Origin of the sequence: Nocardiopsis alborubida (assembly GCF_012396365.1) — a bacterium.
GTDB classification, from domain to species: Bacteria; Actinomycetota; Actinomycetes; order Streptosporangiales; family Streptosporangiaceae; genus Nocardiopsis; species Nocardiopsis alborubida.
The window spans coordinates 77,316-102,654 of the sequence record NZ_JAAXPG010000016.1; the positions used below are offsets into that span (position 1 = coordinate 77,316).

Genomic DNA, 25,339 nt, shown 5'->3' on the forward strand with positions numbered 1-25,339 from the left:
CCCGCGCGGACCCCGGTCACGCGCCGGGGCTAGAACCTGGCGAACGAGAAGGGGGCGAGGTTGTCGGGGCGCGCGCCGGTGCGCGCCCAGAACGCGAGCGACTCGGCCACCGCCGGTGCGATGGCGAAGCCGTGACCGGTCCAGCCGGTCCCGACCAGAGCGTTGGCGGTTCCGGGGATCCGGTCGATGACGGGAATCTCGTCGGCGCTGCACGACTCCGGCCGGGAGGCGTCGGCGAGGTCGAGTTCGGCGTCGGCGAGGTCGGCGTAGACCTCAGCGGCGGCCCGCATGTTGCCGCGCACGTTCTCCTCCACGGTCCGTCCCCGTGCTTCCTCGGCGTCCCAGCGGCCGCGCCATCCCCCGCTCACCATGACGCCGCCGTCGGGCAGCGGCTTCAGCGACAGCGAGCGGTGGTCGTGGCCGACGAGGTGGGTCATGGGCGGAGTGGAACGGGGGGTCAGCCGCAGCGCCTGCGGCAGGATCCGCCACACCGGCAGCTCCACGTCGAACTGCGTGCGCAGCAGGTCGGCGGCCCCGGCGTTGTTGAGCACCAGCAGCGCCTCCCCCACCTCGTGGCGCTCCCCCCGCGCGGTGCGCACGGCGGTGACCCGGTCCCCGGAGCGCTCGACGGCGGTGACCGGGCTGTGTTCGGCGATCACGGCGCCGCGTTCCCGTGCCGCGGCGGCGAACGCCCTGGTCGTGGCGGTGTGGTCGGCGGTGCCGTCGAGCGGGCAGTACAGCGCCGCCCGCACGGACGGGGAGACACCGGGTTCCCGTGCCAGGACGCCGTCGCGGTCGAGGACCTCGGTGGGTACGCCCAGGCGCCGCTGCACGGCCGCGTGGGTGTGCGCGGCGACCAGCCCGCCCCTGGTTCCGGTGGTCTCCTGCTCGATGAGGAACATCCCACCCGTGCGCTGGTAGCCCGTGGCCGCTCCCAGGCGCTGGTCGAGCGTGGGCCAGATACGGTAGGCGGCCCGCATCAGCGGCAGTTCGCGCAGGTCGCGCCGGTTGGCGCGCACGCCGCGGCGGCCGAAGCCGCCGGAGGCGCCCGAGGCCACCTCGTCGGCTTCCAGGAGCAGGACGTCCGCTCCGGTCTCGGCGAGCTGCCACGCGGTGGCGCAGCCGTGCACTCCGCCCCCGATAATCACAAACTGGTAGGTCATCGGCCGGTCCCTCACTGTGTGGTCGGTCTCACGGCAGAGTAGTTTTAACTACATGATTAGGTCAATGACGAAATGAAAACTTCACCAGAGGAGGGCGGCGGGTTCCGTGAGCGGGTGGGAGCCCGTCTCGACTCGCTCTCCCCCCGCGAGCGCGCGGTCACCGACTTCCTGCTCGACCGCCCCTCCGAGGCCGTGACCGCGTCGGCCGCCGAACTGGCGGCCCGCACCGGCACCAGCGACGCCACCGTGGTGCGCACGGCCCGCTCGCTGGGCTACGGCGGCCTGCGCGAACTCAAGCGCGCGATCATGGACATGCTCACCACCCGGCGCGACCCGGCCCTGGTCCTGGACCAGCGTCTGGAGCGCCTCAGCGGCACGCGTGTGTTCGACCAGGTCCTCGCCGACAGCGTCGACCTGCTGCGGGGGCTGCCCGACGTCCTCGACGCCGGTGCCTTCGACACCGCGGTCCGCCTGGTCGAGGCGGCCGGGCGCACCGTCGCCTACGGCATCGGACCGGCCTCGGCGACCGCCCGCTACTTCGCGGTCGAACTGGGCCGGATGGGGCGCCGGTGCACCGTCCTGGAGGCGACCGGCTTCCGGCTCGCCGACGACCTGCTGGGCATCGGCGGCGACGACGCCGTGGTGGTCTTCGCCCCGCTGCGGCTCTTCCGGGAGATCGACGCCCTCCTGGACTACGCGGCCGAGGTCGGGGCACCCGTCGTCGTGGTCACCGAGGCCGTGGGCGGGTCCGTACGCGACCGGGTCGAGGCGGTCCTGACCACCCCGCCGTCCACCTCGGGCGCCGCGAGCGAGAACCTCGCGAGCTGGTTGGTGGCCCACGCCCTCACCATGGAGCTGGCCGCCCGCGACCGCACCGGATCGGTCGCGGCCCACCAGCGCCTCAACCGCCTGCGCCGCGCCGTGGCCGGTGCCGAGATCGACACCGACGTCACCGCCCGCGGAGCCGCGGAGGGGCCGGGTGGAGCGCAACGCCCCTCATGACAGGATTTTTCGGGTTGCGAGCGGGTCATGGGACACATGAGACTGCGCGTACCGCTTGTTACGGTCCGCCCCCACCCGAGAGGCCACCATGACGGACATCCCCATCGACACCAGCGTCGCGCACACCGCACGGGTGCGGAACTACTGGCTCGGCGGCAGGGACCACTACCCCGTGGACCGCGAGATGGGAGACACCGTCGGAGTACTGATGCCCCAGGTCGTCGAGGCCGCCCGGGGAGACCGGCTCTTCCTGCGCCGCGCGGTCGGCCACCTGGCTCTGGAGGAGGGGATCCGCCAGTTCCTCGACATCGGCGCCGGACTGCCCGCCGCCGACAACACCCACGAGGTGGCGCAGGCCCACGCCCCGGACGCGCGCGTGGTCTACGTGGACAACGACCCCATGGTCCTGGCCCACGCGCGCGCCCTGCTGGTGGGCACCAACGAGAAGCGGACCCGGTACGTGGAGGCGGACCTGCGCGACACCGACCGGGTGCTGGAGAGCGCCCGCGGGACCCTCGACCTGGACCGCCCGGTCGCGCTGACCCTGCTGGGGACGATGGGCCACTTCGGCGACCTGGACGAGGCCCTGGGCATCGTGCGCGCCTACATGGACGCCCTGGCGCCGGGCAGTTTCCTGGCCGTGTGCGACGGCGTCCTCGCCCACGTGGAGGCCGTCACCGACGAGCGCGCGGTGGAGGCGCTCCAGCGCTGGGAGGAGAGCGTCGCCCAGCCGTACCACATGCGCTCGGTGGAGGACTTCACCCGCTTCTTCGACGGGTTCGCGCTGGTCGATCCCGGGGTCGTCTGCGTCACCCGGTGGCGGCCCGAGCCGGTCGAGGTCGGGAGGGTGCGCGACATCCCCCAGTACTGCGGTCTGGCCCGCAAGGCCTGAGGCAGGGCTCCGCGGGCCCGTCCGGGAGGGAGCGAGGGGGCTCCGACGGGTTCGGAGCGGCTGGACGCGCGAGGCGCTGGGCGGGGTCACCGGTCGGGGCCGCACCGACCACCCTCCCCGGGAGCGCCGCAGGGGGTCGGGCGGCGGCCCCGGTGACCGCCAGCGGCGTCTACGGGGTCTCGGCGTTCGTCCTCGTGTGGAAGCCGCCCCTGCCCGCCTCGACGAAGCCGAGAGAGTCGTAGAGGGGGCGACCGTCCTCGGTCGGGACGAGGACCACGTCACGCCCCCGGTGGTGGCGCAGGACCCGGGTCAGCACCGCACGCGCGATTCCGCGCGACCGGTGCTCGGACGTGGTCACCAGCCAGTAGAGGGCGACCACGCCGCCGTGGTCGAAGGTCAGGCAGGCCGAGGCGGGCGAGCCCCGGTACGTGGCGAGCCAGGCCCGCCAGCCCGGCGCGTCCAGAAGGCTGACGGGAAGGAAGCACTGAGGTCTGTGGGGCTGGCGGGACGGCAGGGGAAAGCCGTCCACGATGAGCCGCTCCACCGTGAGCAGCGCCTTCTCCTCGCCCACGGTGTCGGTCTCGATCTCCGGCCGGGGGCGGGCTGCGGGCGCGGGCCCCGCGGATCCCCGGCGCACCATGACGGGCCGCGGGGTCGGCGCGAACCCTTCCGGGGGCTGGAGCTTCCCGAAGGGATCGTCCAGACTGACGCGGCCCGGTACGGACAGGACGGACGACAGCCGGTCCGGAACGTGCGCCGAGGCACGTGTGAGGTGCGCCCTCGTCTCCATGGGGTCCGCCGTGCGCAGGACGTCGAACCCGTCGTGGGTGTGGGTCTCCTCGATCCGACCCGCCAGAAGGTGTCTCCACGCCTCGGCGTGGTTTCGCGCGTACGCCTGCACCGTATCCATGCGCCCCTTTTCGCCGCCGCCTGTCCCCGCAGGGGGGGTCATGCCCCCGGCCGCGGGTCCGGTCCGTCCTGGATTGAACACGTTCAGGGGCCGCGGCGCCATTGCCTTCTTCCGGTACCCCTTCGGACTTCGCACTGTCCGTAACCGGTCACGGGCTTGACACGTATGGTGATGACGCGGGATGTTCGTGCAACCGGATGCAACTGACCCGAGAGGAAAGCATCCATGGTGTCACTGAAGTTCATCGGCAAGGACCCGGAATCAGACACGAAGGGCTCGCCGACGGTCTTCGTCGACGAGGACACAGCCGACATGGTCATCCAGGGCTGGAAAGCCGGCGAAGACACCCTGACCGCATGCCGGGAGGTCGGCACCATTCCTGACCACGAAGCGGTCGTGCGCGTTCCCGCCCGTATGGTCAAGATTCTGAGGGAGGCCTGCGATGACGCAGAGCGCACCCACCTTCGATGACCTGCTCAACTCCTGCCGGGAGTCCGCGATCCACCTGGAACTGCGTGATGTCTACGGTGTGGCCGACGAGGTCGCGGGCTTCGAGGAATGGAAGCGCGTCGGGCACCGCGGTGACTGGAACGATCGTGAGTCCTGGTGGGCCCCCTTCTACCAGGCGGTCGCCGACGCCACGGCCCGAGGCGTCACGGTGCGTCGGGCACGGGTGGTCTCGATGCCGGTGACGGACTACATCCGTTTCGAGCACGCGGGCACCCAGGGAAACATCATCGCGGGAGAACACGTACGCTGGCTCCCACGCCGCCAGGCGACCGACATCGCGTTCCCCGGCAACGACTTCTGGCTCTTCGACGGCCGCGTCGTCCACGTCAACCACTTCACGGGAGACGGGCGATGGCTTGAGGAGGAAGTCACCGAGGATCCGGAGTTGGCCAAGCTCTGCTCCTCGGCCTTCGAGGCCGTCTGGGAACGCGCCATCCCCCACGCCGACTTCCGCCTCTGACCACTAGAACACCGGATACCAGTTCGTGCCCTCGTCTTCCAGATCCAGTGCCCGAGCGGCCCGCGAGGCCGTCGCTTCGCGGCTGAGAGAAATCCGCCTGGACGCCGGGCTGACGGGGGCCGAACTGGCATCCCTCTGTCAGTGGAACAAGTCGAAGTCCTCACGCATCGAGAACGCGAAGACACCTCCCTCCGACGCCGACATCAGGGCTTGGTGCCGGGCCTGTGGAGCGGACGACCAGGCGGAGAACCTGGTCTCCGCATCGCGGAACGCCGAGTCGCTGTACGTGGAGTGGAGGCGCAAGCAGCGCGCTGGTCTCCGGCACCTCCAGGAGTCCTACGTTCCGCTGTACGAGCAGACCGGACTCTTTCGGGTCTACACCCCGAACGTGATCCCCGGGTTCCTCCAGACCCCCGGCTACATCGCCGCGCTCTTCACCGCCATCACCGACCTCGACGGTGACGACGAGGACATCGACGCGGCCGTGGACGCCCGGATGGACCGCTCACGCATCCTCAGACGGAGCGGCCACCGGTTCTCGATGCTGCTCGAAGAGTCCGTCCTGCGCTATCGCATGGGCACTCCCGAAGTGATGGCCGGGCAACTCGGGCATGTTCTGTCCGTCATGTCCCTGCCCAACGTCTCCGTGGGAGTCATTCCCTTCTCCACACGGCGTCTCGTGCTGCCGCTCGAAGGCTTCACCGTCTACGACGACAACCTCGTCCGTGTCGAACTCACCACCGCGGAACTCACCATCGAGGCTCCAACCGAGGTGGCGACGTATGCGAAGGCGTTCAGCCGACTCCAGAAGCTCGCCGTCTACGGCCCCAAGGCGCGAGCACTGATCACCTCGGCGATCGAGGCGCTCGACTAGTTTCCGTGCAACTTCGTGCAACTCACTGGGTGTTCGTAGACCACGCTCTGTAGCGTTCTGATCAGTCCCCGACACAGATCGGACGCTCCCGTGCAGAGTCCTCCCCCGCCCGGCGAATCCCAGGTTGACCGCGCCGAAGTCGTGCTCCTCGCCCTGCGCAGGCACTACGGCGACCGCTACGCCATCCACCACAACGGCGACCTGTGGGTGGCCACCGACAGATCGCCCTCCGGTCTGACGACGCCCACGATCATCGAGCCGGACCTGGAGGCGTTCGTGGCCGCGCTGGAAGCTCCGGGACAGCGCTTCGCAAGACCGTTTCCGCCCGAACCTTCACACCCCTAGCGTGTTCTCGAAAGAGGTTGAGAATGGCAGACTGCTCCCCCTGCAACGGAACAGGCAAGGTCATCGCCGGAGGCGACGGCAGCGGTCCCTGGGCAGACAAGGAACTCATCGACTGCCCGCTGTGCAACGGGACCGGTGGAGTATGACCCCCGACCACTTCTCGCTGCTGGAGCTGCGAAACCGGCTTGCCGACGCGCTGGAGACGACCGGTCCCGTCCGGGAGGCCTTCGCCATGGTTCCCCGGCACCTGTTCATCCCCGACCGCGTGTGGCCCCAGACGGTGGGCGATCCCCTGGACCGGCAGGACGCGCCGCAGCGGTGGGCGGATCTCGCCTACGCCGACGCACCGGTCATCACACAGGTCAACGACGGCGGCAGCGGGCCCATGAACATCCCGACGTCCTCCTCCTCGGCGCCCTCGGTCATGGCGGCGATGATCGAGGCCGCCGGGGTGGAATCCGGACAGCACGTGTTGGAGGTGGGCACCGGGACGGGCTACAACGCCGCGATCCTGTGCGAACTCGTGGGTCCGGCCGGTGAGGTGACCACGGTGGAGGTGGACGCCGGTGTCGCCGGGCATGCCGCCGATCGCCTCCAGACGACCGGTTACGCGCCACGCACCGTCGTGGCCGACGGCGCCGCCGGGTACGCGGAGGGAGCGCCCTACGACGCGGTCGTCGCCACGTGCGCCGTGGTCGAGGTTCCCCGGGCGTGGATCGAGCAGACCCGGCCCGGGGGCGTGGTCGTCACACCGTGGGAACCGGTGGCGAACCTGCCCGGCGGCACCATGGCCCGGCTCGTGGTGTCGGAGGAGGGCTCGGCGCGGGGCCGCTTCGCGGGTGACGCCAGCTTCATGCCGTTGCGCGACCAGCGCGCCCGGTACGACGCTCCGCACGACCTGCACGGCACCGCCGAGCACACGTGGAACCACGGCGGGGACGCACGCGAGGTGGTCATGGGAGGGGCCGGTCCACAGCTGTCGCTCATGATGCCCGGTGTCCGGATCGGCATGCGCGTGCTCCGGGGCGAAGCCGAGACGTGCGTGTGGCTCTCGGCGCTGGACTCACCGTCCTGGGCCCGGCTGTACGCGGACGGCCGGGTGGAGCAGGGTGGCCCGCGGCCGGTCGGTGAGGAGGTCATCGCGGCGCACGAGTACTGGACGGCGCGGGGGTGCCCGGAGCTGACGGAGTACGGGCTCACCGTGACGGCGTCAGGTGAGCACACGGCCTGGCTCGGCGCCCCCTCCGGGCCGCGCTGGCTGCACCGAGCCGCAACGGAACCCGTCTCCGCCTGACCCAAAACGAGTGGGGCCGGTGCTCTCCGTGAGCACCGGCCCCACTGTTCGCTGAAACCACCAGAGCCGCTAGAGCCACACGAGTTCGGCGCGCAGCCGCCGGGCGGTGGCCTCGGGCACGCTCCCCCTGGTGATGGAGCGGTCCAGGATGTTGTAGATGACGGTGCTGCCGTCGGGGAGGTCCATTCCCCAGGCGAACGCCCGGCCCTTGTGCTCGCCCCGGGTCAGACGCAGCTCGAAGAACTCCGCGCCGGGGTCGTCGTGGTAGACAGGAGTCGTGCCGTCGGTGTGGTCCTCTTCCACGGGGGTCTCCCTTCGGTTGGCACTGCCCGGGACGTCATGGGCTCCAACTCACAAGCGCCCCGGGCAGTGGCTTTCTCGGTTACCGGGTGGGCCGGGCGAACTCGCCCTTGTGCGCTCCGTCCAGGAAGCACTCCCACTCGTGCGGGGTGAAGAACAGCGTGCCGCCCTCCGGGTCCCTGGAGTTGCGCACGGCGGTGCCCTCGTCCAGGTGCGCGATCTCGACACAGCCTTTGGAACCCTCGCTCGCCTGGGCCTTGAACCAGATCGCGCCGTTCAGGTCGGGGTTGGGGCTCATCTCTCGTACTCCTCTGCGGCCTTCGTGATGAGAGTCAGCGACTCCTGGGGAGACAGCGCCTCCATCTGGAGGCGATCGAAGCGCTCCCGGAATTCTGCCACCGCCTGCCGCTTCTGAATGAAGATGTTTCCGGCCACGGATTCGACGTAGACATGCTGGTGTACCTCGGAGTCATCGAACTCCAGGAGGGTGAAGCGGCCGTCAATTCCAGAGTGCGCGCCGAGAGCGAAGGGGATGATCTGCACCGAGACGTCCGGTGACTCGGCCGCCTCCACCAAGTGCCGGAGTTGGGCCGCCATCGTGCTGCGGCCACCGATCGGCCGACGGATCGCCGCCTCGTCCATGATTGCTCGTAGCAGCGGGGGACGCCGCTTGCGGAGCAGGTCCTGCCGCTGCATCCGCAACCGGATCCGGCTTTCCACCGTTTCCTCGCCTGCCCGGTGATCGCCCGCGTCGATGACCGCACGACAGTAGTCCGCCGTCTGCAAAAGTCCATGAACGAGATGGTCGGAGTAGGACCTCAGCGCGATGGCCTCGGCCTCCAGCCCTACATAGCTGCCCAGCCCTGAGGGAAGGACGTCGTTGTACTGGTCCCACCAGGCGTCCTCAGCTGCCACCTTGGCCATGTCCCGAAGCCGCTGCTGCTGCACGGGATCGCTCACGCCGTACAGGTCCAACAGCCCTCGAAGCTCCACCTGTTTGAGGACTCGCTTGCCGTTCTCGACGCGACTGAGCGTGGGTTCGGACAGTCCGGAATCCTCCGCGACGCGCTCCATCGTGAGCTTCTTCTGCTCACGGAGCTTGCGCAGCTCTATACCGAGCCTCCTGCGACCGACCGTTGGACTCGCCATGTCTGAGTTCCTTTCGCCCTGGCTTCAGAGTACGACTACAAACCTGACCATGAAACCCTCTCTTTGAAATTTCTCAAGGCCATCCGCTTTGAAGAGCTTTGCCAGGGCTGCGCTGATTTAAGAGGAAAATTCACACCATGTGGGCAGGCTGAACTTCATCCAGGACAGGACGGGGTCGGGCCACCAAAGGCTTCCGGCGATCCTCAGAAATTGCATAAGCATTCGATGGGTGTCGCGAAGGCGGTCCCAGCTCCCGTGCAGGTCCAGGAAGGCCGAGAAGCCGCAGAGGGAGGCTCCGGTGGCTCTCGGACCGGCGAGCCCTGGCCGGACGACGGCCCCCGAAAGCGTCGTAGGCCGGACCTAGAGTCGTTCTTGACCGCACAGCACACGATGCACTGTCTTCCCTGGGGTTTCAGAGGTGACCACACGGGCACCTTGCAGAGACATCGGGTCGTCGGTGCGGAGGGCGCAGCGGCCGGGAGTAAGCAAGTAACGGCCACGGCCGTCCGGGGAAAAGGGGAGCGGGGGAACATGACGCTGGCGATTCTCGTAGCGGTTGCGGTCACGGTAGCGGTGGTCGTGGACACCCTGGCCCCGATGGGGTCCAGGAGCGGACTGGGAGTCCGCAGGGGTGCGGCGCGCAGGGCGCTCACGGCCCTGCGGCGAGGCCCCCGTCCCACGCACGCGCCCGCACAGGCCGTGACCGTGGAGGACACCCCCGGAAACCGGGTGCCGGAGCCGAGGCGGGAGATCGAACCGGCGGGGCTGGGCATCGCCGCCACGCCGTCCCCCGCCCGCCGCGCCTGGAACGGGAGCCCCGCGCGAGCGGGCCGACCGCGCCGCGCCGCCGCGAAGGCGTCCCTCACCTGACAGCCGCCTGACGACCGGACGAACGGGGCCGGTGCTCCTGCGCGAGCACCGGCCCCGTCGTCATGTACCGACCGGCCTCAGCCGTGGAGCAGGCGCTCGGCGGCCTCCCACGGGGCCTGCGGCCCGCTCGGCCGGTACCGGCTGACCTCGGTGGAGTCGGCCACGACCCGGCGCAGGTCGGCCAGGCCGCCCTCCACCGCCCCGACCGCGCGGGCCTGCACCAGCAGGTTGCCGATCGCCGCCCCCTCGGCGGGACCGGCGACCACCTCCAGCCCGACCGCGTCCGCCGTGAGCTGGCACAGCAGCGCGTTGCGCGAGCCCCCGCCGACCACGTGGACCACCTCCACGTCCGTCCCGCTCAGCTCGGCGGCCTGGCGCACCGCCCGGCGGTAGGCCAGCGCCAGCGAGTCCACCACGCACCGCGCCACCTCGGCCTCGCCCTCCGGCGGGCGCTGCCCGGTCTCGGCGGCGAACGCGGCGATCCGCGCGGGCATGTCCCCCGGAGGCAGGAACCGGGGGTCGTCCACGTCCACCACGCACGAGAGCGCGGGCACGCGGGCGGTCCGCGCCAGCAGGTCTGCCAGCTCCACCTCCCGCCCCCGCTCGCGCCAGGTGCGCAGCGACTCCTGGAGCAGCCACAGCCCGGCGACGTTGCGCAGGTAGCGCACCGTGCCGTCCACACCCAGCTCGTTGGTGAAGTTCGCCGCCCGGCTCGCCTCGGTGCGCACCGGGGCGTCCAGCTCCACGCCCACCAGCGACCACGTCCCCGAGGAGACGTAGGCGAAGCGGCGCGCGGCCGCGGGCACGGCCACCACGGCGGAGGCGGTGTCGTGCGAGCCCACCGCCACCAGCGGCGCGCCCGACGCCGCACCGAGGCCCGCACCGTCCCGGAGCGCGCCGACGACGGTTCCGGGTTCGACCAGGCCGGGCAGCAGGTCCCGCGCCGCGACGCCGAAGCCGTCCTCCAGCAGGTCCAGGCAGGCGTCGGCCCAACGGCGTTCGCGCACGTCGACCAGGCCGGTGGTGGAGGCGTTGGTCAGCTCCGCGACCCGCTCCCCCGTCAGCCAGTACCCGAGCAGGTCGGGCACGAGCAGCAGTCCGCGGGCCGCGGCCAGCTGGGCTCCGCCGGAGGCGGCGGCGAGCTGGAACACCGTGTTGAACGGCTGTACCTGCAACCCGTTGACCGCGTACATCAGCTCGGCGGGCAGGTGCGCGAACACCCGCTCGGGCACCCCCTCGGTGCGGCCGTCGCGGTAGTGCACGGGGTTGCCGAGCAGGGCGCCGTCGGCGTCCAGCAGCCCGTAGTCCACCGCCCAGGAGTCCACGCCGACCGAGGCCAGGCCGCGGGGTTCGGCGGCCCGGCGCAGCCCCCCGACCACACCCGCGTACAGGGACAGCACGTCCCAGTGCAGGCTGGCGCGGTCGCCCGCGGGCACGGCGACCGGCCCGTTGGGGAAACGGGCCACCTCCTCGGTGCGCAGCCGTCCGTCCTCGACCCGCCCGGCGATGACCCGGCCGCTGGAGGCGCCCAGGTCGACGGCGGCGTGGACGGCGCCCTCTCCGGCTGCGCCCCCTCCGGCTGCGCCCCCTCCGGCTGCGCTCATCGCAGGAACGCTGCGGCGACGCCGCTGTCCACGGGGATGTGCAGGCCGGTGGTGTGCGAGAGCTCCCCCGCCGTCAGCGCGAACACCGCGTTGGCCACGTGCTCGGGCAGCACCTCGCGGCCCAGGATGGTGCGCTGGGCGTAGAACGCGCCCAGGTCCTCCTCCTTGACCCCGTACACCTTGGCCCGCTGGGCGCCCCAGCCCCCGGCGAAGATCCCCGAGCCGCGCACCACCCCGTCGGGGTTGACGCCGTTGACCCGGATTCCCTCGCCGCCCAGCTCGGCGGCCAGCAGCCGCACCTGGTGGGCCTGGTCGGCCTTGACCGCGGAGTAGGCGACGTTGTTGGGCCCGGCGAACACGGCGTTCTTGGAGGCGATGTAGACGATGTCGCCGCCCATGCCCTGGGCGGTCATCGTCCGGGCCGCCTCCCGTGAGACCAGGAAGGACCCCTTGGCCATGACGTCGTGCTGGAGGTCCCAGTCGCGCTCGGTGGTCTCCAGCAGCGGCTTGGAGATGGACAGCCCGGCGTTGTTGACCACCAGGTCCACGCCGCCGAAGGCCAGGGCCGCCGCGGCGAAGGCGCGGGCCACCGCGTCCGCGTCGCTGACGTCGCAGGCCACGCCCACGGCCGTGTCGGCGCCGCCCAGTTCGGCCGCGGCGGCGGCCGCCTTGTCCGCGTCCAGGTCGGCCACGACCACGCAGGCGCCCTCGCCCGCCAGGCGTGCGGCGATGGCCTTGCCGATGCCGCTGGCCGCACCCGTGACCAGGGCGACCCGGGTGGCGAGCGGCTTGGGCTTGGGCAGGCGGGCGAGCTTGGCCTCCTCCAGCGCCCAGTACTCGATGCGGAACTTCTCCGACTCCTCGATGGGCCGGTAGGTGGAGACGGACTCGGCGCCGCGCATCACGTTGATCGCGTTGACGTAGAACTCGCCCGCCACGCGCGCGGTCTTGGCGTCCTTGCCGAAGGAGAACATGCCCACGCCGGGGACCAGCACGATCGCCGGGTCGGCGCCGCGCATGGCGGGGCTGTCGGCGTCGGCGTGGCGCTCGTAGTAGGCGCGGTACTCGGCCCGGTACTCCTCGTGCAGCTCGCGCAGGCGCTCCACGGCCCGCTCCAGCGGGGCGTCGGCGGGCAGGTCGAGCACCAGGGGGCGGACCTTGGTGCGCAGGAAGTGGTCGGGGCAGGAGGTGCCCAGCGCGGCCAGGCGGGGGTGCTCGGCCCCGGCCAGGAAGTCCAGGACCACGTCGCTGTCGGTGAAGCGGCCCACCTGGGGGTGGTCGGTGGAGGCCAGTCCGCGGATGACCGGGGCCAGGGCGGCGGCGCGCTCGCGGCGCTCCGCCTCGGGCAGGGCGCCGTAGCCGTCCAGGGCGGGGCCGAAGGGCTCGGGGCGGCCGTTCTCCTCCAGGAACCTCTCGGCGGTGCGGATGATCTCCAGGGAGTTGGCCTGGCACTGCTCGCTGGTCCCGGCCCAGGCGGTGATGCCGTGGCCGCCCAGGATCGCGCCGATGGCGTTCGGGTTCTCCTCCGCGATACGGGCGATGTCCAGGCCGAGCTGGAACCCGGGGCGGCGCCAGGGCACCCACACCACGCGGTCGCCGAAGCACTCACGGGTCAGGCGCTCGCCGTCCGCGGCGGTGGCCAGGGCGATACCGGAGTCGGGGTGCAGGTGGTCCACGTGCGCGGCGCGCAGCAGGCCGTGCATGGCGGTGTCGATGGAGGGCGCGGCGCCGCCCTTCCCGAACAGGCAGTGGTCGAAGGCGGCGACCATCTCGTCCTCGCGGTCCTCGCCGGGGTAGACGTCCACGAGGGCGCGCAGGCGGTCCAGGCGCAGCACGGCCAGGCCGTCCTCGGTGAGGGTGCCCAGGTCGCCGCCGGAGCCCTTGACCCACAGCAGGTCGACGTCCTGCCCGGTGACGGGGTCGGTGCGGGTGCCCGCGGCGGAGGTGTTGCCCCCGGCGAAGTTGGTGTTGCGCGGGTCCGCGCCGAGGGTGTTGCTGCGTGCGAGGAGCTGTTCGACGACGTCGGACACGGGGTCTCCCTGTTCGGTGCTGCTGTGCTGGGTCGGTGGCCGGCTCACGCGCCCCACCCGGCCTGGGCGCCGCCCCTGCGCTCCTCGGCGACGCGCTCGACGTAGCCGGAGCGGGCGTGCGCGGCCATGGGGTCGGGGTCCAGGCCCTGGTTCTCGCGCAGGTCGGCGAGCATGGGCCGCACGTCGGTGTTGTAGGCGTCCATCAGGGCGGCGTTGGCGGCCAGGACGTCGCCCGCGCGCTGGGCGGCGGCGAGCGCGTCGGCGTCCACGAGCAGGGCCTTGGCGGTGGCCTCCTGCACGTTCATGACCGAGCGGATCTGACCGGCGATCTTGGGCTCGATGTTGTGGCACTGGTCGAGCATGAACGCGACCCCGGTGTCGGCGGCCAGGCCGCCGCCGCGCACGACCTCGTACATGATGCGGAAGAGCTGGAAGGGGTCGGCGGCGCCGACCATGAGGTCGTCGTCGGCGTAGAAGCGCGAGTTGAAGTCGAAGGCGCCGAGCTTCCCGGCGCGCAGCAGGAACGCGACGATGAACTCGATGTTGGTGTGCGCGGCGTGGTGGCCGGTGTCCACGCAGACCACGGCCTTCTCCCCCAGCTCCAGGCAGTGGGCGTAGGCGGTGCCCCAGTCGGGGACGTCGGTGGCGTAGAAGGCGGGCTCGAAGAGCTTGTACTCCAGCAGCAGGCGCTGGTCGGGGCCGAGCCGGTCGTAGACCTCGGACAGGGCCTCGGCCAGGCGGTCCTGGCGGGCGCGCAGGTCGTCCTGGCCGGGGTAGTTGGTGCCGTCGGCGAACCACAGCTTGAGGTCGCGCGAGCCGGTGGCGTCCATGACGTCCACGCACTCCAGCAGGTGGTCGATCGCCTTGCGTCGCACGCCCGGATCGGGGTTGGTGACGCTGCCGAGCCTGTAGTCGTCGTCCTGGAAGACGTTGGCGTTGATGGTGCCGACGCCGATGCCCAGGTCGCGCGCGTGGGCGGCGAGCGCGGCGTAGTCGTCGACCCGGTCCCAGGGGATGTGCAGGGCGACCGTGGGGGCGACCCCGGTGAGGCGGTGGACCTCGGCGGAGTCGGCGATCTTCTCCCAGGGGTCGCGGGGGACGCCGGGCTGCGCGAACACCTTGAACCGGGTACCGGAGTTCCCGAAGGCCCAGGAGGGGAGTTCGATGTGCTGGCGCCGCAGGACGGCCAGGGCGTCCGCGCCGCGTTCGGGGAGTGCTGCCACGGTGGGGCTCCGTTCGGGGAGGGTGTACCTGCCGGTCTGACCGGCGAGAAGACCCATTGAATCGTTTCACTCAGGTTGCGCCGAAACTACCTCCAGCTCTTCTCACGTGTCAAGGTTTTCCGCCCCCTTGCCCTAGCCATGCGGACCCCCCGTTCTTGAAACGTTTTATGACCAGGGCGTGTACGGCCGTCCACACGGAGACCCGGGCCACACCGCGAGCCGCCCGTGGCGGCGCCCGTGGCGGTCGCCCGTGGCGGTCGCCCGGAGGAAGCCGCCGCTGGCGCCGAAACGCCGCGGACGGGGGCCACCGGCCCCCGGCCCCACGTCCTCCGGGGCCGGGCGGCGCACCGCCCGCCCGGCCCCGGCGGGGGACGACCGCTCAGGCTCCGAGGGCCATGCGCACGCCCAGGGTGAGCATGACGGCGGCGATGAGCGCGTCCAGGACCCGCCAGGCGCCCGGGCGGGCGAAGACCGGGCGCAGCAGGCGGGCGCCGAAGCCGAGTCCGAAGAACCACACGAAGCTGCCCGCGACCGCGCCCGCCGTCCACCACCAGCGCGCGTCGCCGCCCTGCTGGTTGGCCAGGGAGCCCAGGAAGACCACCGTGTCCAGGTACACGTGCGGATTGAGCCAGGTCAGCACCAGCGCCGTGGTCACCGCGGCCCCGCGGCCGGCGGAGGGTCCTCCGCCGACCACGAGGGAGCCGGGGCGCAGGACGCGGCGCGCCGCGGACAGGCCGTAGACGACCAGGAAGCCCGCGCCCAGCAGGCGGACCACGGTGACGGCGAGGGGCGCGGCCTCGACGACGACGCCGACGCCGAGGACCCCGGCCGTGATGAGCAGGGCGTCGGATAGGGCGCAGACCAGTACCACCGGCAGAACGGTGCCGGTGCGGCCCTCGATGCCGATCCGCAGGACGTGGGCGTTCTGGGCGCCGATGGCCACGATGAGCGCCAGCCCGGTACCGAGGCCGAGCAGGGCGGGGAGAAGTGTCTCGTTCACCCCGAAACGCTAGGTCCGACACGCGTGTGCAGTAAAGCTAAACTTTCTTAGGATCCCTGAGAGAGGCTTAGGATGCCGTTCCAGTTCGACCATCTGCGCACCCTGACGACCCTGGTGGACGAGGGCACCTTCGAGGCCGCCGCGCGGCGGCTGCACGTGACGGCCTCGGCGGTGTCCCAGCGGGTCCGGGCGATGGAGCAGACCGCGGGCCGGGTGCTGGTCCAGCGCACGAACCCCGTGCGGACCACCGCGGCCGGGGACGTGGTGCTGCGCTACGCCCGCCAGGTGCTGCTGCTGGACGAGGACGCCGACGCGGAGCTGCGGCTGGGCGAGCGCGAGCGGGGCCGGGTTGCGGTGCCGCTGGCCGTCAACGCCGACAGCCTGGCCACCTGGTTCCTGGAGGCGCTGGCGGACCCGCCCGCCGACCTGGGCGCGGTGTTCGAGATCCACCGCGAGGACGAGGAGCACACCACCTCCCTGCTGCGCTCGGGGACGGTGATGGCCGCCGTGACCTCCACCCCCGAGGCGGTCCAGGGGTGCACCGTGGCGGGGCTCGGCGCGATGCGCTACCACGCGGTGTGCAGTCCGGGTTTCGACCGGGAGCACCTCGGCGGCCGGGCGGACCCGGAACTGCTCCCCCGGGCACCGGTGGTCAACTTCGACCGCCACGACGACCTCCAGGACCGGTTTCTGCGCGAGTCCGGCGGTGAGCCCTCCGGGCCCCGCCACCACATCCCGGCCTCGGAGGACTTCGCCCGGGCCGTCCTGCTCGGGTTCGGGTGGGGCGTGGTCCCCGAACCGCAGTGCTCGGAGCACATCGCCTCGGGGCGGCTCGTGGCCCTGGCCCCGGACCGCCCCGTGGACGTGCGCCTGTACTGGCAGCGCTGGAACCTGCGCTCCCCGGCCCTGGACCGGGTCTCGGAGGCCGTGCGCGCGGGAGCGGCGGCCCGCCTGCACCCGCTGTGACCCGGCCCGGAGGACGCCCCCACCGCCCGTGACGCAAGGCGCTCGGTCGGGACGGAAGGTGGGTAGGTCCCCCCGTGTCCGCTCGGCGGGCCGCCGGGGCGGCCCGCCGACACCGCCGTCAAGGAGGGCCTGACATGAGCCTGAACGCCACCGCCGTCGACCTGGGGACCTACGGAGTGTGGGTGAAGAGGACCGACCTGACCGCCGACGCGGCGGCCGAGATCGAGCGGCTGGGCTACGGCACCGTCTGGGTCGGCGGCTCTCCCGGCGCCGACCTGGAGGAGGTGTCCACGGCGCTGGCCGCGACGTCGCGGCTCGCGGTCGCGACGGGCATCGTCAACATCTGGAGCGCGGGCGCGGAGGCGGTGGCCGACTCCTTCCGCCGGATCGAGTCCGAGCACCCCGGCCGGTTCCTGCTCGGCATCGGCGCGGGGCACCGCGAGGCCAACGGCCCCGAGGCGGTCAGGCCCTTCGGCGCGGTGGTGGACTACCTGGACGTCCTCGACGAGGGGGGCGTCCCCGCCGACCGGCGCGTGGTCGCCGCCCTGGGGCCTCGGATGCTCGGCCTGTCCGCCGAGCGCGCCGCCGGGACCCACCCGTACCTGGTCAACCCGGAGTTCACCCGCGGCGCGCGCGAGGCGCTGGGCGAGCGCCCGCTGCTGGCGCCCGAGCACAAGGTGGCCCTGGGCGAGGACCGCGAGCGGACCCGGCGCACCGCCAGGAGGGGGCTCAGCGTCTACGTCGACAACCGGCTGACCAACTACCTCGCCAACTTCCGGCGCCTGGGCTTCTCCGACGAGGACTTCGCCGACGGCGGCAGCGACGCGCTGGTGGACGCCACGGTCGCGCAGGGCGGACCGGAGTCGGCGGCGGCGGAGCTGCGCGCGCACCTGGAGGCGGGCGCGGACCACGTCGCGGTGCAGCCGCTGGCCGAGGACGACGACATCCTTCCGGTGCTGGCCCGGCTCGCCCCGGCGCTCGGACTCACCGCCCGGGGCTGAGACCGCCGTCCAGACGACCGTTCCGCGACCGCGGACCCAGTCAGCTCCCTGTGTCATGACCGGAAATGTTGCTGGCGTGACCTGAGCGCCCCTGACCTGGGATGATCTTGTACTTATAGCGAGTCTCGGTGCTCCAATCTCGCTATAAGTACAAGATCACGGCGAAGGTGGTGTGCCTTTTCCGGTCAGCGGGCACCCGCGCGCAGGTGGTCGCGCAGGGACCGCGCCACGCGCGCCATGAGCGCCTCGGCCCCCGGCTGGTGGTAGGCGGGCACGCGCGACTCGGTCAGCACCGCGACGGCGAAGGCCTGGCCGTCGGCGTGCTCGACCACACCGATCTCGTGGCGCAGGTTGAGCAGGGTTCCGGTCTTGGACGACCACCGGGAGAGGTCGGAGGTGAAATCGGGCGCCAGCCGGTGGCGCAGCAGGTTGTCGCCCATCAGCTCCCGCACCCGGGCGGCCACGTCCGGGTCGATCGCCCGGGGCCGCCACAGCGCCTCCAACAGGTCGGCGAAGGCCCGCGCCGCCCCGGAGCTCGCCCGGGTGACGTCGAGCTGCTCGATCCGGTGCCCCCGTCCGGCGGTGCCCTCGCCGATGGCCAGCGAGTGCGCCAGGTGCGCGCCCTCGGGGCCGAGCCGGTCGGCGGGGGTGTCGCTGAGGCCGCGCATCGTGTGCCGGACGGTGATGCCGCGCAGCCCGGCCGCGCGCAGCGACGCGGCGACCCGCTCGGGAGGGGTGAGCTCGAACAGGGCGTCGGTGGCGGTGTTGTCGCTCAGGCACATGCTCAGGTAGAGCAGGTCCTCGACGCTGACACGGGCCGGGTGGCGGAACCGGCTCATCCCGGTGGGTCCCGGAGTGGTGATCCGGCCCGGCTGCACGAGGATCTGCTCGGCGCCGTCGATCTCCCCCGCCCGGATCCGTTCGAGCGTGGCGACGGCGAGCGGGACCTTGACGAGCGAGGCCGTCGAGAACTCCAGGTCGGGTTCGATGCCCAGTTCCTCGCCCGTACCCAGGTCACGCACGAGGAACGAGCCCCGCAGTCCCCCCTCGTCGAGTTCGCGGCGCAGGTCGCGGACCAGTGCGGTGGCGCTCACGCGGACTCCTCCCCCGCGCCGGGACGGCCGAGCGACCCGCGCCCGGGCGGCCCTCCCCGGCCGGACCGGACCTCCCCCGCCGGGGCGCCCAGGCAGCGGGCGATCGCCCCTCCCAGGAGGTCGCGCAGCCGCTCGGCCTCGTCCCCGGTCTCGGCGGCCACCTCGTAGCCTCGGGCGAGGCGGACCTCGCCCGTGGGGCGCCAGTGCAGCCCCAGGTCCTCGGCCTGGCGGGGCGAACAGAGCAGGAGGTCCTCCGAACCCAGGACCTCGGCGGCGGCGGAGGCCAGGGAGGCGGCGAGGACGACCTGGCCGGGCCGCAGGCCCACGGCGTCGCGCAGGCGGTTGAGGGGGTCGCGCACGTGGGGGACGTCGTCCTCGGGCTGGAGCCAGACGCGGCGCCCGCGCGAGGACGAGCGGTCGCGGGACAGGCGCAGGGTCTCCAGGTAGACGGCACCGGAGCGCGGCTCCCCGGTGCCCGCCAGGCCCAGCGGGACCGTCCACGCGGCCTCGCCGGGCGGCACTCCCGCCAGGGCGGCGCGGACCTCGCGTGCGCTCAGCAACTCGGTCCGCGCCGCGGGTGCGGCGGAGCGGAAGTCCAGGTGGATGCCCTCCTCGCGGGCCTCGGCCCCCAGGAGGGCGAGGTCGCGCGTGGCGCAGGTGTCGGGCACGGCCAGGCGCAGTGGCCGCAGCGCCGCCCTCTCGGCGTCGTGCTCCATCTCCTCGGCCAGCCGGACCAGGCGCCTGGCCGAGGGCAGCATGTCGCGGCCGAACTGGGTGAGGGTCGCCCGGCGGGTGGAACGGTCGAACAGGCGGGCGCCCAGGTGCCTCTCCAGGGCGGCGATGCGTCTGCTGGCGACCGGCTGGGGGATGCGCGCGGCGGCGGCTCCGAGGGTGAAGCTGCCCCTCTCGCTCACGTTCACGAACGCCTTGCAGGCGCCGACGAGGTCCATGACCCTCATACTATGCCGTTTTGGCATGGAACTGGTCGTTTCTGTCTTGGACAGCATCATTGCCAGCGGTCAGACTACTGGACGAGGCCGCCCGGCAGGGCGGCGCGTGCGGGTTCCCGCACGGCTGACCGGGGGTCTCCCGGGTCCGGGCCGCCTTGTGAGCCCGGCGGGGACCCCGTGCACACCCAGGACAGGAAGAGCAGGCACACATGGTGTTCTCATCCCACCGGCGCACCGGACTCGCGGCCCTGGCCGCGATCGTCCTCGTCCCCGCCACCGGCTGCGCGGCGGCCAACGGCGCCTCGGCGCCCGAGGCGGAGCAGTCGGCCTCCCCCGCGGCCTCCGCCGAGCTCACCCGGGAGTTCGAGCGGCTGGAGGAGGAGTTCGACGCGCGGCTGGGCGTCTACGCGGTGGACACCGGCAGCGGCGAGGAGGTCGCGCACCGCCCCGACGAGCGGTTCGCCTACGCCTCGACGCACAAGGCCCTCACCGCGGCGCTGGTGCTCCAGCAGAACACGCCCGAGGAGATGGAGGAGGTCGTCACCTTCACCGAGGACGACCTGGTCGACTACTCGCCGATCACCGAGCAGCACGTGGACACGGGCATGACGCTGACGGAGGTGGCCGACGCCGCCGTCCGCCACAGCGACAACACCGCCGCCAACCTGCTGTTCGAGGAGCTGGGCGGGCCGGACGCGTTCGAGGACGCGCTGAGGGAGATCGGCGACGACGTCACCGACCCGGAGCGGATCGAGACCGAGCTGAACGCCTGGACGCCCGGGGACACCAGCGACACGAGCACGCCGCGCGCCATGGCCGGGAGCCTGCGCGAGTTCACCCTCGGCGACGCCCTGCCCGAGGACCGGCGCGAGGTGCTCAACGACATGCTCGTCAACAACACCACCGGTGACGAGCTGATCCGCGCCGGGGTCCCCGAGGACTGGAGGGTCGGCGACAAGACGGGCGCCGGGAGCCACGGCACGCGCAACGACATCGCCGTCCTCTGGCCGACGGAGGGCGACCCCATCGTCCTCGCCGTCATGTCCAGCCGCGAGGCGGAGGACGCCGAGTACGACGACGCGCTGATCGCCCGGGCCGCCGAGGTCGTCGCGGAGGAGCTGGCCTGACGCCGCTCCGTGCCGACCGGGCGCGGAACCGCACGTCTCCAGGACAGAAGGAGCAGGGAAGATGTGGCTTTCACCCCTACGGCGCACCGGACTCGCGGCCCTGGCCGCGGTCGCCCTCGTTCCCGCCGCCGCCTGCGGGGCGGACGGTTCCGGCCCGGCCCCGGGGACGGAGCCCTCGGCCGGGCCCTCCGCCGAGGGCTCGGCCGGACGGTCGGCCCCGGCCGACCTCTCCGCCGGGTTCGCCGACGAGTTCGCGGACCTGGAGGAGGAGTTCGACGCGCGGCTGGGCGTCTACGCGGTGGACACCGGCAGCGGCGAGGAGGTCGCGCACCGCCCCGACGAGCGGTTCGCCTACTGCTCCACCCACAAGGCCTTCACCGCGGCGCTGGTGCTCCAGCAGAACACACCCGAGGAGATGGAGGAGGTCGTCACCTACGACGCCGACGACGTGTTCGGCCACTCACCGGTCACCGGTCAGCACGTCGACACCGGGCTGCCCCTGGTGGAGGTGGCCGACGCCGCCGTCCGCTACAGCGACAACACCGCCGCCAACCTGCTGTTCGAGGAGCTGGGCGGACCCGACGGGTTCGAGGAGGCGATGGAGGAGATGGGCGACGACGTGATCGAGGCCGACCGCGTCGAGCCCGGCCTGAGCCGGTGGGCGCCCGGGGACATCCGGGACACGAGCACGCCGCGCGCCATGGCCGGGAGCCTGCGCGAGTTCGTCCTCGGCGACGCCCTGTCCGAGGACCGGCGCGAGGTGCTCACGCGGATGCTCGTCGACAACCTGACCGGTGACGAGCTGATCCGCGCCGGGGTGCCCGAGGGCTGGGAGGTCGGCGACAAGACGGGGAACGGGAGCTACGGCACGCGCAACGACATCGCCGTGCTCTGGCCGCCGGAGGGCGACCCCATCGTGGTGGCGGTCATGTCCAGCCGTGACGAGGAGGACGCCGAGTACGACAACGCGCTGATCGCCGGGGCCGCCGAGGTCGTGGTGCAGGCCCTGGGCTGACGGCGCCGGGCTGGAGGCCGACCCGGCCGGAGCGGCTCAGCCGGCAGAGCTCGGTTGGAGGGGCCCCGCCGAAGGGGCCGGCCCGTCACCGGTGCGCGCGGGGGGTTTGAACGTGCGCTTTCGCACCGCCCGCCCCGGATTCGGCCACTCGAAAACGTGTCCTAGCCTGGGAGCGGTCCGGGCCCGGCGGGCACCGGGAACCTCCCCTCCTGTCCAGAACCGAGCGAGTCCGAGGAACAGCGTGAGCATCAGTCCCCGTGTCACAGCGACCGTCTTCCGCGTGGTGGCGGTCATCGAGGCCCTGACCTGGATCGGCCTCCTGGGCGGCATGTACGTCAAGTACCTGGGCAGCGGCAGCGAGGCGGGCGTGCACCTCTTCGGCCCCCTGCACGGGGGCGCCTTCGTGCTCTACGTGGTGGTCACCCTGGCCGCCGCCCTGCACCTGCGCTGGAACCTGTGGGCGACGCTGGTGGCCCTGGCCGCCTCCGTGCCTCCCCTGGGCACCCTGGTCGCGGACTGGTGGCTGCACCGCACCGGGCGCCTGGCCCCCCGCGCCGAGGAGCGGGACCGCGCGCCCGAGCCCGTGGCCTGAACCCCCGGACTCCGCGGGGCCCGACGGAACTTCACCCTCCGTTGGGCCCCGCGCCACCTTCCGGAGCATGACCCTTTGCGCACGAGCGGTGACCTGTGGTTGGTTGACCACCAGTCAGTGACCCCCAGCGCCGAAGGACCCCCATGCCCTCCGCCCGCACCGCCGCGCTGACCTGCGCCGCGCTCGCCCTCGCCCTGACCAGCGCCCCCTCCCCCGCCTCCGCTGCCGGGCAGACCCTCTCCCGGAGCACCTCAGTGGGCGTGCACAACGCCTACGAGACGGCCACCTTCCCCCACTTCGCCGACGCCCTCGACTCCGGCGCCGGACTCCTGGAACTGGACGTGTGGACCGACGAGTGGTTCGGCACCTGGCGGGTCAACCACGAACTGGTCGGCCAGCGCAACAACTGCGCCGGGGCCGCCAGCCCCGACGGACTGCGCCAGGGCGGCGACGGAGACCTCGCCGACTGCCTGCGCGACGTGCGCACCTGGCACGAGGCCAACCCCGGCCACCCGCCGCTGCTGCTCAAGGTGGAGATGAAGAAGGGCTACCACGCCGAGGCCGGCCTGGGCCCCGCCGAGTTCGACGCGCTCGCCGACCAGGTCCTCGGCGACGCCCTGTTCCGCCCGGACGACCTGCTGGCGGGCGCCCACGCCACCCTGGACGAGGCGGTGCGCGCCGACGGCTGGCCCTCGCGCGGCGCCCTGGCCGGGAGGGTCGTCGTCTACCTGACCCCGGGCACCTTCGAACAGGGCAACCCCTTCGACGACCTGTGGACCGACGAAGAGCAGGCGACGCGCCTGCGCGACCTGGCCGCCGAGGGCCGCCTGGACGAGGCGGCCACCTTCCCGGCGGTGCTCGGCGCCCGCGGCGGCGACCCGCGCGAGCGCTACGCCGAGGACCTGCGGCCGTGGTTCGTGGTCTTCGACGGCAGCGCCCCGACCTACACCGGGGGCATCGACACCTCCTGGTACGGCGAGAACGACTACCTCCTGGTGATGACCGACGCCCACGCGGTGTCCCCCGCGATCGACGCGCGCACCCCCTCCCCGGAGGAGGCCGCCGCCCGCGTGCGCGAACTCGCTCAGGCCGGGGCCACCACGGTGACCAGCGACTGGGCGGGCCTGCCCGGGGTGCTGTCCATGGTCGTCCCGCACGGCCCGGGCAACGGCTGACGCCGTGGCCGTCCGCCGCGGCGCCTACTCGGCTCGCGCCCCGCGCGAGAAGTAGGCGTTGGACGCGGGCAGGAACAGCAGCACGAGGGCGGACAGCCCCAGCAGTGCCGGAACGACGGCGCCGAGGACGTCGTAGGCCGACATCCCGTCCGGCGGCCACACGGCGTCCATGTTGACGGTGGCCAGATCCATGAGCGCGACGAGGACACCGGCGGCGGCGAGCAGGAGGCGCGCCCAGTTGCGGCCCCGGCGCACCAGGACGGCGAGGAGGACACCCACCGCCGCGAACAGCAGCGTGGCGGCGCCGGACACGGCGGCCTGGCGCAGGCCTCCCTCCTCACCCGCGGCCGCGCGCATACTGTCCAGCCCGGTGGGGGCGACAACGAACACGTTCAGCACCCACAGCACGAGGTCGACGGCGATCAGGGCTAGCAGGAGCAGGAAGGCCGCCTCCACCGTCCCAGGGCGCCCGGTCCTCTCGGCGGTCGTACTCGTCATGGGTCCTCTTCTTCTTTTCTTCCGCTGGTTCTCGGGGTGGGGGGAGAAGGATCCCGGGGGCACGGGTCGCCTGAGTAGTCAGGAACTGTACAGCAAACGCCCGGAGGCCGGACAGCGGCGCAGGCAGGGGCGCCGGCGGCGCTCCTGGGGACACCGCCCGGCACCCGACGGGGACCGGCGCCGGGCCCGGGCACCGCGGTTCGGAAAAGACCTGTCGAGGACAACGGAAAAGACGCGCAAAGAGGCGGGGATGGAACAGGGAAAAACGCACATTCCCGCTCTATCGTTTCTCCGCCGTCTTGTACACCAACGACCTACTTCTACCCATGGGGTCAAAGGGTGGCGTTCTGGCCGGTCACGGCAGTGAAAATTCACCGCGTCACCCTTTGTGCACCGTGGGTGGTCCGTGTTCCCTTATGGACTGGCAAGTCATGACACGAGCCGAAGGATCACCCATGACCAGAACCCACCGGTCAGGTCCGGACAGACGCACCGTCCTGCGCGGGGCCGCGTTGGCCTCCGGCGCCGCCGTTCTCGGCGGGGCGTTCACCACGGGCGGCGCGAGCGCCTCCGCGAGGGTGGCCGAACCGTCCCTGCACACCCGGGCCGACTGGGGAGCGCGCTCGCCCGCGGGCCGGGTCCAGATCCTGTCCACCGCGCCCAGCTACATCGTGGTCCACCACACCGCCACGGCCAACAGCACCGACTACTCGCTCAGCCACGCCTACGCCCTGTCCAGGGCGATCCAGAACTACCACATGGACTCCAACGGCTGGCTGGACACCGGCCAGCAGCTCACCATCAGCCGCGGCGGTCACGTCATGGAGGGCCGCGACCGCAGCTTCGCCGCCATCCGCGAGGGCAGCCACGTCGTGGGCGCGCACGTGGCCAACAACAACAGCACCTGCATCGGCATCGAGAACGAGGGCCTCTACACGAGCGTGAGCCCGACCGGGGCCCTGACCGACGCGCTGGTGGCCACCCTGGCGTGGCTGTGCGGGGCCTACCGGCTCGATCCGCACAGCGCGATCCTGGGCCACCGCGACTTCAACGCCACCGCCTGCCCCGGCGACGTGCTGTACGCGCTGCTCCCGGAGCTGCGCGACGCGGTCGCCGACGCCATGCTGGCGCCGGTCCTGGAACTGGCCGCCCGCCGTGCGCCCGCCGGGAACGGCCCGACCTACCCGACCGTGCCCGAGGACGAGCCGGACCGCCTGTTCCACCACGGTCCCGCCCGGGGCCCCGACGACTTCACCCGCTGACCCGCCCGCCGGGGCGCTCCGGGTTCCGCGCCG

At 72.3% G+C, this 25,339-nt stretch carries 28 protein-coding genes; 16 read left to right on the forward strand and 12 right to left on the reverse strand.

From position 1 onward, the window contains the following. Positions 1–29: 29 nt before the first annotated feature. Positions 30–1,163: an NAD(P)/FAD-dependent oxidoreductase gene (locus HGB44_RS17790; RefSeq protein WP_061081307.1), complete on the reverse strand. Its 1,134-nt coding sequence runs from the start codon at positions 1,161–1,163 to the stop codon at positions 30–32. A gap of 72 nt (positions 1,164–1,235) precedes the next feature. Here HGB44_RS17790 and HGB44_RS17795 point away from each other — a divergent pair, with 72 nt between their 5' ends. Continuing rightward, the gene (locus HGB44_RS17795) at positions 1,236–2,165 is read left to right on the forward strand and encodes a MurR/RpiR family transcriptional regulator (protein ID WP_061081306.1); all 930 of its coding nucleotides are present in this window, start codon (positions 1,236–1,238) and stop codon (positions 2,163–2,165) included. 88 nt (positions 2,166–2,253) lie between these two features. Further along, a complete protein-coding gene (locus HGB44_RS17800) occupies positions 2,254–3,057 on the forward strand; it encodes an SAM-dependent methyltransferase (protein ID WP_061081305.1) in 804 nt (267 codons plus the stop codon). A gap of 169 nt (positions 3,058–3,226) precedes the next feature. On the opposite strand, the gene HGB44_RS17805 is transcribed toward HGB44_RS17800, so the two are convergent. Beyond that, positions 3,227–3,967 carry a GNAT family N-acetyltransferase gene (locus HGB44_RS17805; RefSeq protein ID WP_061081304.1) on the reverse strand — a complete coding sequence of 247 codons (741 nt, stop codon included), beginning with the start codon at positions 3,965–3,967 and terminating at the stop codon, positions 3,227–3,229. Between the two features lie 225 nt (positions 3,968–4,192). Here HGB44_RS17805 and HGB44_RS17810 point away from each other — a divergent pair, with 225 nt between their 5' ends. The 6 genes from HGB44_RS17810 to HGB44_RS17830 all read left to right on the forward strand — a co-directional run bounded on the left by HGB44_RS17810 (position 4,193) and on the right by HGB44_RS17830 (position 7,450). Next, complete coding sequence (locus tag HGB44_RS17810; protein ID WP_082768421.1) at positions 4,193–4,438, forward strand: hypothetical protein; 246 nt, start codon at positions 4,193–4,195, stop codon at positions 4,436–4,438. Then, positions 4,410–4,937 (forward strand): DUF6879 family protein, encoded by a 528-nt coding sequence (locus tag HGB44_RS17815; RefSeq protein WP_061081303.1) that lies wholly within the window; start codon positions 4,410–4,412, stop codon positions 4,935–4,937. Before HGB44_RS17810 ends, HGB44_RS17815 begins: the two co-directional genes overlap by 29 nt. A gap of 25 nt (positions 4,938–4,962) precedes the next feature. Continuing rightward, positions 4,963–5,811: a helix-turn-helix domain-containing protein gene (locus HGB44_RS17820; protein ID WP_061081302.1), complete on the forward strand. Its 849-nt coding sequence runs from the start codon at positions 4,963–4,965 to the stop codon at positions 5,809–5,811. 90 nt (positions 5,812–5,901) lie between these two features. Next, positions 5,902–6,156: a hypothetical protein gene (locus tag HGB44_RS17825; RefSeq protein ID WP_168444050.1), complete on the forward strand. Its 255-nt coding sequence runs from the start codon at positions 5,902–5,904 to the stop codon at positions 6,154–6,156. A 23-nt stretch (positions 6,157–6,179) separates the two neighbouring features. Then, positions 6,180–6,302 (forward strand): hypothetical protein, encoded by a 123-nt coding sequence (locus HGB44_RS32480; protein ID WP_267909101.1) that lies wholly within the window; start codon positions 6,180–6,182, stop codon positions 6,300–6,302. Then, positions 6,299–7,450, forward strand: a complete 1,152-nt coding sequence (locus tag HGB44_RS17830; RefSeq protein WP_061081300.1) for a methyltransferase domain-containing protein — start codon at positions 6,299–6,301, stop codon at positions 7,448–7,450. The genes HGB44_RS32480 and HGB44_RS17830 overlap by 4 nt, the downstream gene beginning before the upstream one ends. 69 nt (positions 7,451–7,519) lie before the next feature. Here the strand turns inward: HGB44_RS17830 and HGB44_RS17835 are convergent, their stop codons facing one another. The 3 genes from HGB44_RS17835 to HGB44_RS17845 all read right to left on the reverse strand — a co-directional run bounded on the left by HGB44_RS17835 (position 7,520) and on the right by HGB44_RS17845 (position 8,899). After that, a complete protein-coding gene (locus HGB44_RS17835; RefSeq protein ID WP_061081299.1) occupies positions 7,520–7,753 on the reverse strand; it encodes a hypothetical protein in 234 nt (77 codons plus the stop codon). 79 nt (positions 7,754–7,832) lie between these two features. After that, positions 7,833–8,048 carry a DUF397 domain-containing protein gene (locus HGB44_RS17840; protein WP_061081298.1) on the reverse strand — a complete coding sequence of 72 codons (216 nt, stop codon included), beginning with the start codon at positions 8,046–8,048 and terminating at the stop codon, positions 7,833–7,835. Continuing rightward, positions 8,045–8,899, reverse strand: a complete 855-nt coding sequence (locus HGB44_RS17845; RefSeq protein ID WP_061081297.1) for a helix-turn-helix domain-containing protein — start codon at positions 8,897–8,899, stop codon at positions 8,045–8,047. Before HGB44_RS17845 ends, HGB44_RS17840 begins: the two co-directional genes overlap by 4 nt. A gap of 531 nt (positions 8,900–9,430) precedes the next feature. Between HGB44_RS17845 and HGB44_RS17850 the strand changes: the two genes are divergently transcribed. Then, positions 9,431–9,769: a hypothetical protein gene (locus HGB44_RS17850; RefSeq protein WP_061081296.1), complete on the forward strand. Its 339-nt coding sequence runs from the start codon at positions 9,431–9,433 to the stop codon at positions 9,767–9,769. A gap of 77 nt (positions 9,770–9,846) precedes the next feature. Here the strand turns inward: HGB44_RS17850 and HGB44_RS17855 are convergent, their stop codons facing one another. The 4 genes from HGB44_RS17855 to HGB44_RS17870 all read right to left on the reverse strand — a co-directional run bounded on the left by HGB44_RS17855 (position 9,847) and on the right by HGB44_RS17870 (position 15,626). Then, positions 9,847–11,373: a rhamnulokinase gene (locus tag HGB44_RS17855; RefSeq protein WP_061081295.1), complete on the reverse strand. Its 1,527-nt coding sequence runs from the start codon at positions 11,371–11,373 to the stop codon at positions 9,847–9,849. Beyond that, a complete protein-coding gene (locus HGB44_RS17860) occupies positions 11,370–13,460 on the reverse strand; it encodes a bifunctional aldolase/short-chain dehydrogenase (protein ID WP_231972483.1) in 2,091 nt (696 codons plus the stop codon). Before HGB44_RS17860 ends, HGB44_RS17855 begins: the two co-directional genes overlap by 4 nt. Beyond that, positions 13,448–14,626, reverse strand: a complete 1,179-nt coding sequence (rhaI, locus tag HGB44_RS17865; RefSeq protein ID WP_061081356.1) for an L-rhamnose isomerase — start codon at positions 14,624–14,626, stop codon at positions 13,448–13,450. Before rhaI ends, HGB44_RS17860 begins: the two co-directional genes overlap by 13 nt. A 379-nt stretch (positions 14,627–15,005) precedes the next feature. Then, the gene (locus HGB44_RS17870; RefSeq protein ID WP_231972482.1) at positions 15,006–15,626 is read right to left on the reverse strand and encodes a LysE/ArgO family amino acid transporter; all 621 of its coding nucleotides are present in this window, start codon (positions 15,624–15,626) and stop codon (positions 15,006–15,008) included. A 72-nt stretch (positions 15,627–15,698) separates the two neighbouring features. On the opposite strand from HGB44_RS17870, the gene HGB44_RS17875 reads away from it, so the two are divergent. Next, on the forward strand, positions 15,699–16,592 hold the full coding sequence (locus tag HGB44_RS17875; RefSeq protein ID WP_061081294.1) for a LysR family transcriptional regulator ArgP: 894 nt from the start codon (positions 15,699–15,701) through the stop codon (positions 16,590–16,592). Positions 16,593–16,726: 134 nt separating this feature from the next. Beyond that, positions 16,727–17,593 (forward strand): TIGR03620 family F420-dependent LLM class oxidoreductase, encoded by an 867-nt coding sequence (locus HGB44_RS17880; RefSeq protein WP_061083590.1) that lies wholly within the window; start codon positions 16,727–16,729, stop codon positions 17,591–17,593. 185 nt (positions 17,594–17,778) lie between these two features. Here HGB44_RS17880 and HGB44_RS17885 read toward each other — a convergent pair whose 3' ends face one another. Both HGB44_RS17885 and HGB44_RS17890 read right to left on the reverse strand, forming a co-directional pair. Beyond that, complete coding sequence (locus HGB44_RS17885) at positions 17,779–18,687, reverse strand: serine hydrolase (protein WP_061083591.1); 909 nt, start codon at positions 18,685–18,687, stop codon at positions 17,779–17,781. Then, on the reverse strand, positions 18,684–19,637 hold the full coding sequence (locus tag HGB44_RS17890) for a LysR family transcriptional regulator (RefSeq protein WP_061083600.1): 954 nt from the start codon (positions 19,635–19,637) through the stop codon (positions 18,684–18,686). Before HGB44_RS17890 ends, HGB44_RS17885 begins: the two co-directional genes overlap by 4 nt. Before the next feature lie 209 nt (positions 19,638–19,846). Here HGB44_RS17890 and bla (HGB44_RS17895) point away from each other — a divergent pair, with 209 nt between their 5' ends. The 4 genes from bla (HGB44_RS17895) to HGB44_RS17910 all read left to right on the forward strand — a co-directional run bounded on the left by bla (HGB44_RS17895) (position 19,847) and on the right by HGB44_RS17910 (position 23,546). Continuing rightward, positions 19,847–20,764 (forward strand): class A beta-lactamase, encoded by a 918-nt coding sequence (gene bla, locus HGB44_RS17895; RefSeq protein WP_061083592.1) that lies wholly within the window; start codon positions 19,847–19,849, stop codon positions 20,762–20,764. 61 nt (positions 20,765–20,825) lie between these two features. Beyond that, complete coding sequence (bla, locus tag HGB44_RS17900; protein WP_061083593.1) at positions 20,826–21,779, forward strand: class A beta-lactamase; 954 nt, start codon at positions 20,826–20,828, stop codon at positions 21,777–21,779. A 241-nt stretch (positions 21,780–22,020) separates the two neighbouring features. Continuing rightward, positions 22,021–22,371, forward strand: coding sequence for a DUF3817 domain-containing protein (locus HGB44_RS17905; protein ID WP_061083594.1), 351 nt, complete (start codon positions 22,021–22,023; stop codon positions 22,369–22,371). Positions 22,372–22,514: 143 nt separating this feature from the next. Beyond that, entirely contained in the window at positions 22,515–23,546 is a 1,032-nt protein-coding gene (locus tag HGB44_RS17910) for a phosphatidylinositol-specific phospholipase C domain-containing protein (protein WP_061083595.1), read from the forward strand. A 24-nt stretch (positions 23,547–23,570) separates the two neighbouring features. On the opposite strand, the gene HGB44_RS17915 is transcribed toward HGB44_RS17910, so the two are convergent. Next, on the reverse strand, positions 23,571–24,044 hold the full coding sequence (locus HGB44_RS17915) for a hypothetical protein (protein ID WP_061083596.1): 474 nt from the start codon (positions 24,042–24,044) through the stop codon (positions 23,571–23,573). A gap of 455 nt (positions 24,045–24,499) precedes the next feature. Between HGB44_RS17915 and HGB44_RS17920 the strand changes: the two genes are divergently transcribed. Further along, positions 24,500–25,306 (forward strand): peptidoglycan recognition protein family protein, encoded by an 807-nt coding sequence (locus HGB44_RS17920; RefSeq protein WP_061083597.1) that lies wholly within the window; start codon positions 24,500–24,502, stop codon positions 25,304–25,306. Positions 25,307–25,339 lie beyond the last annotated feature (33 nt).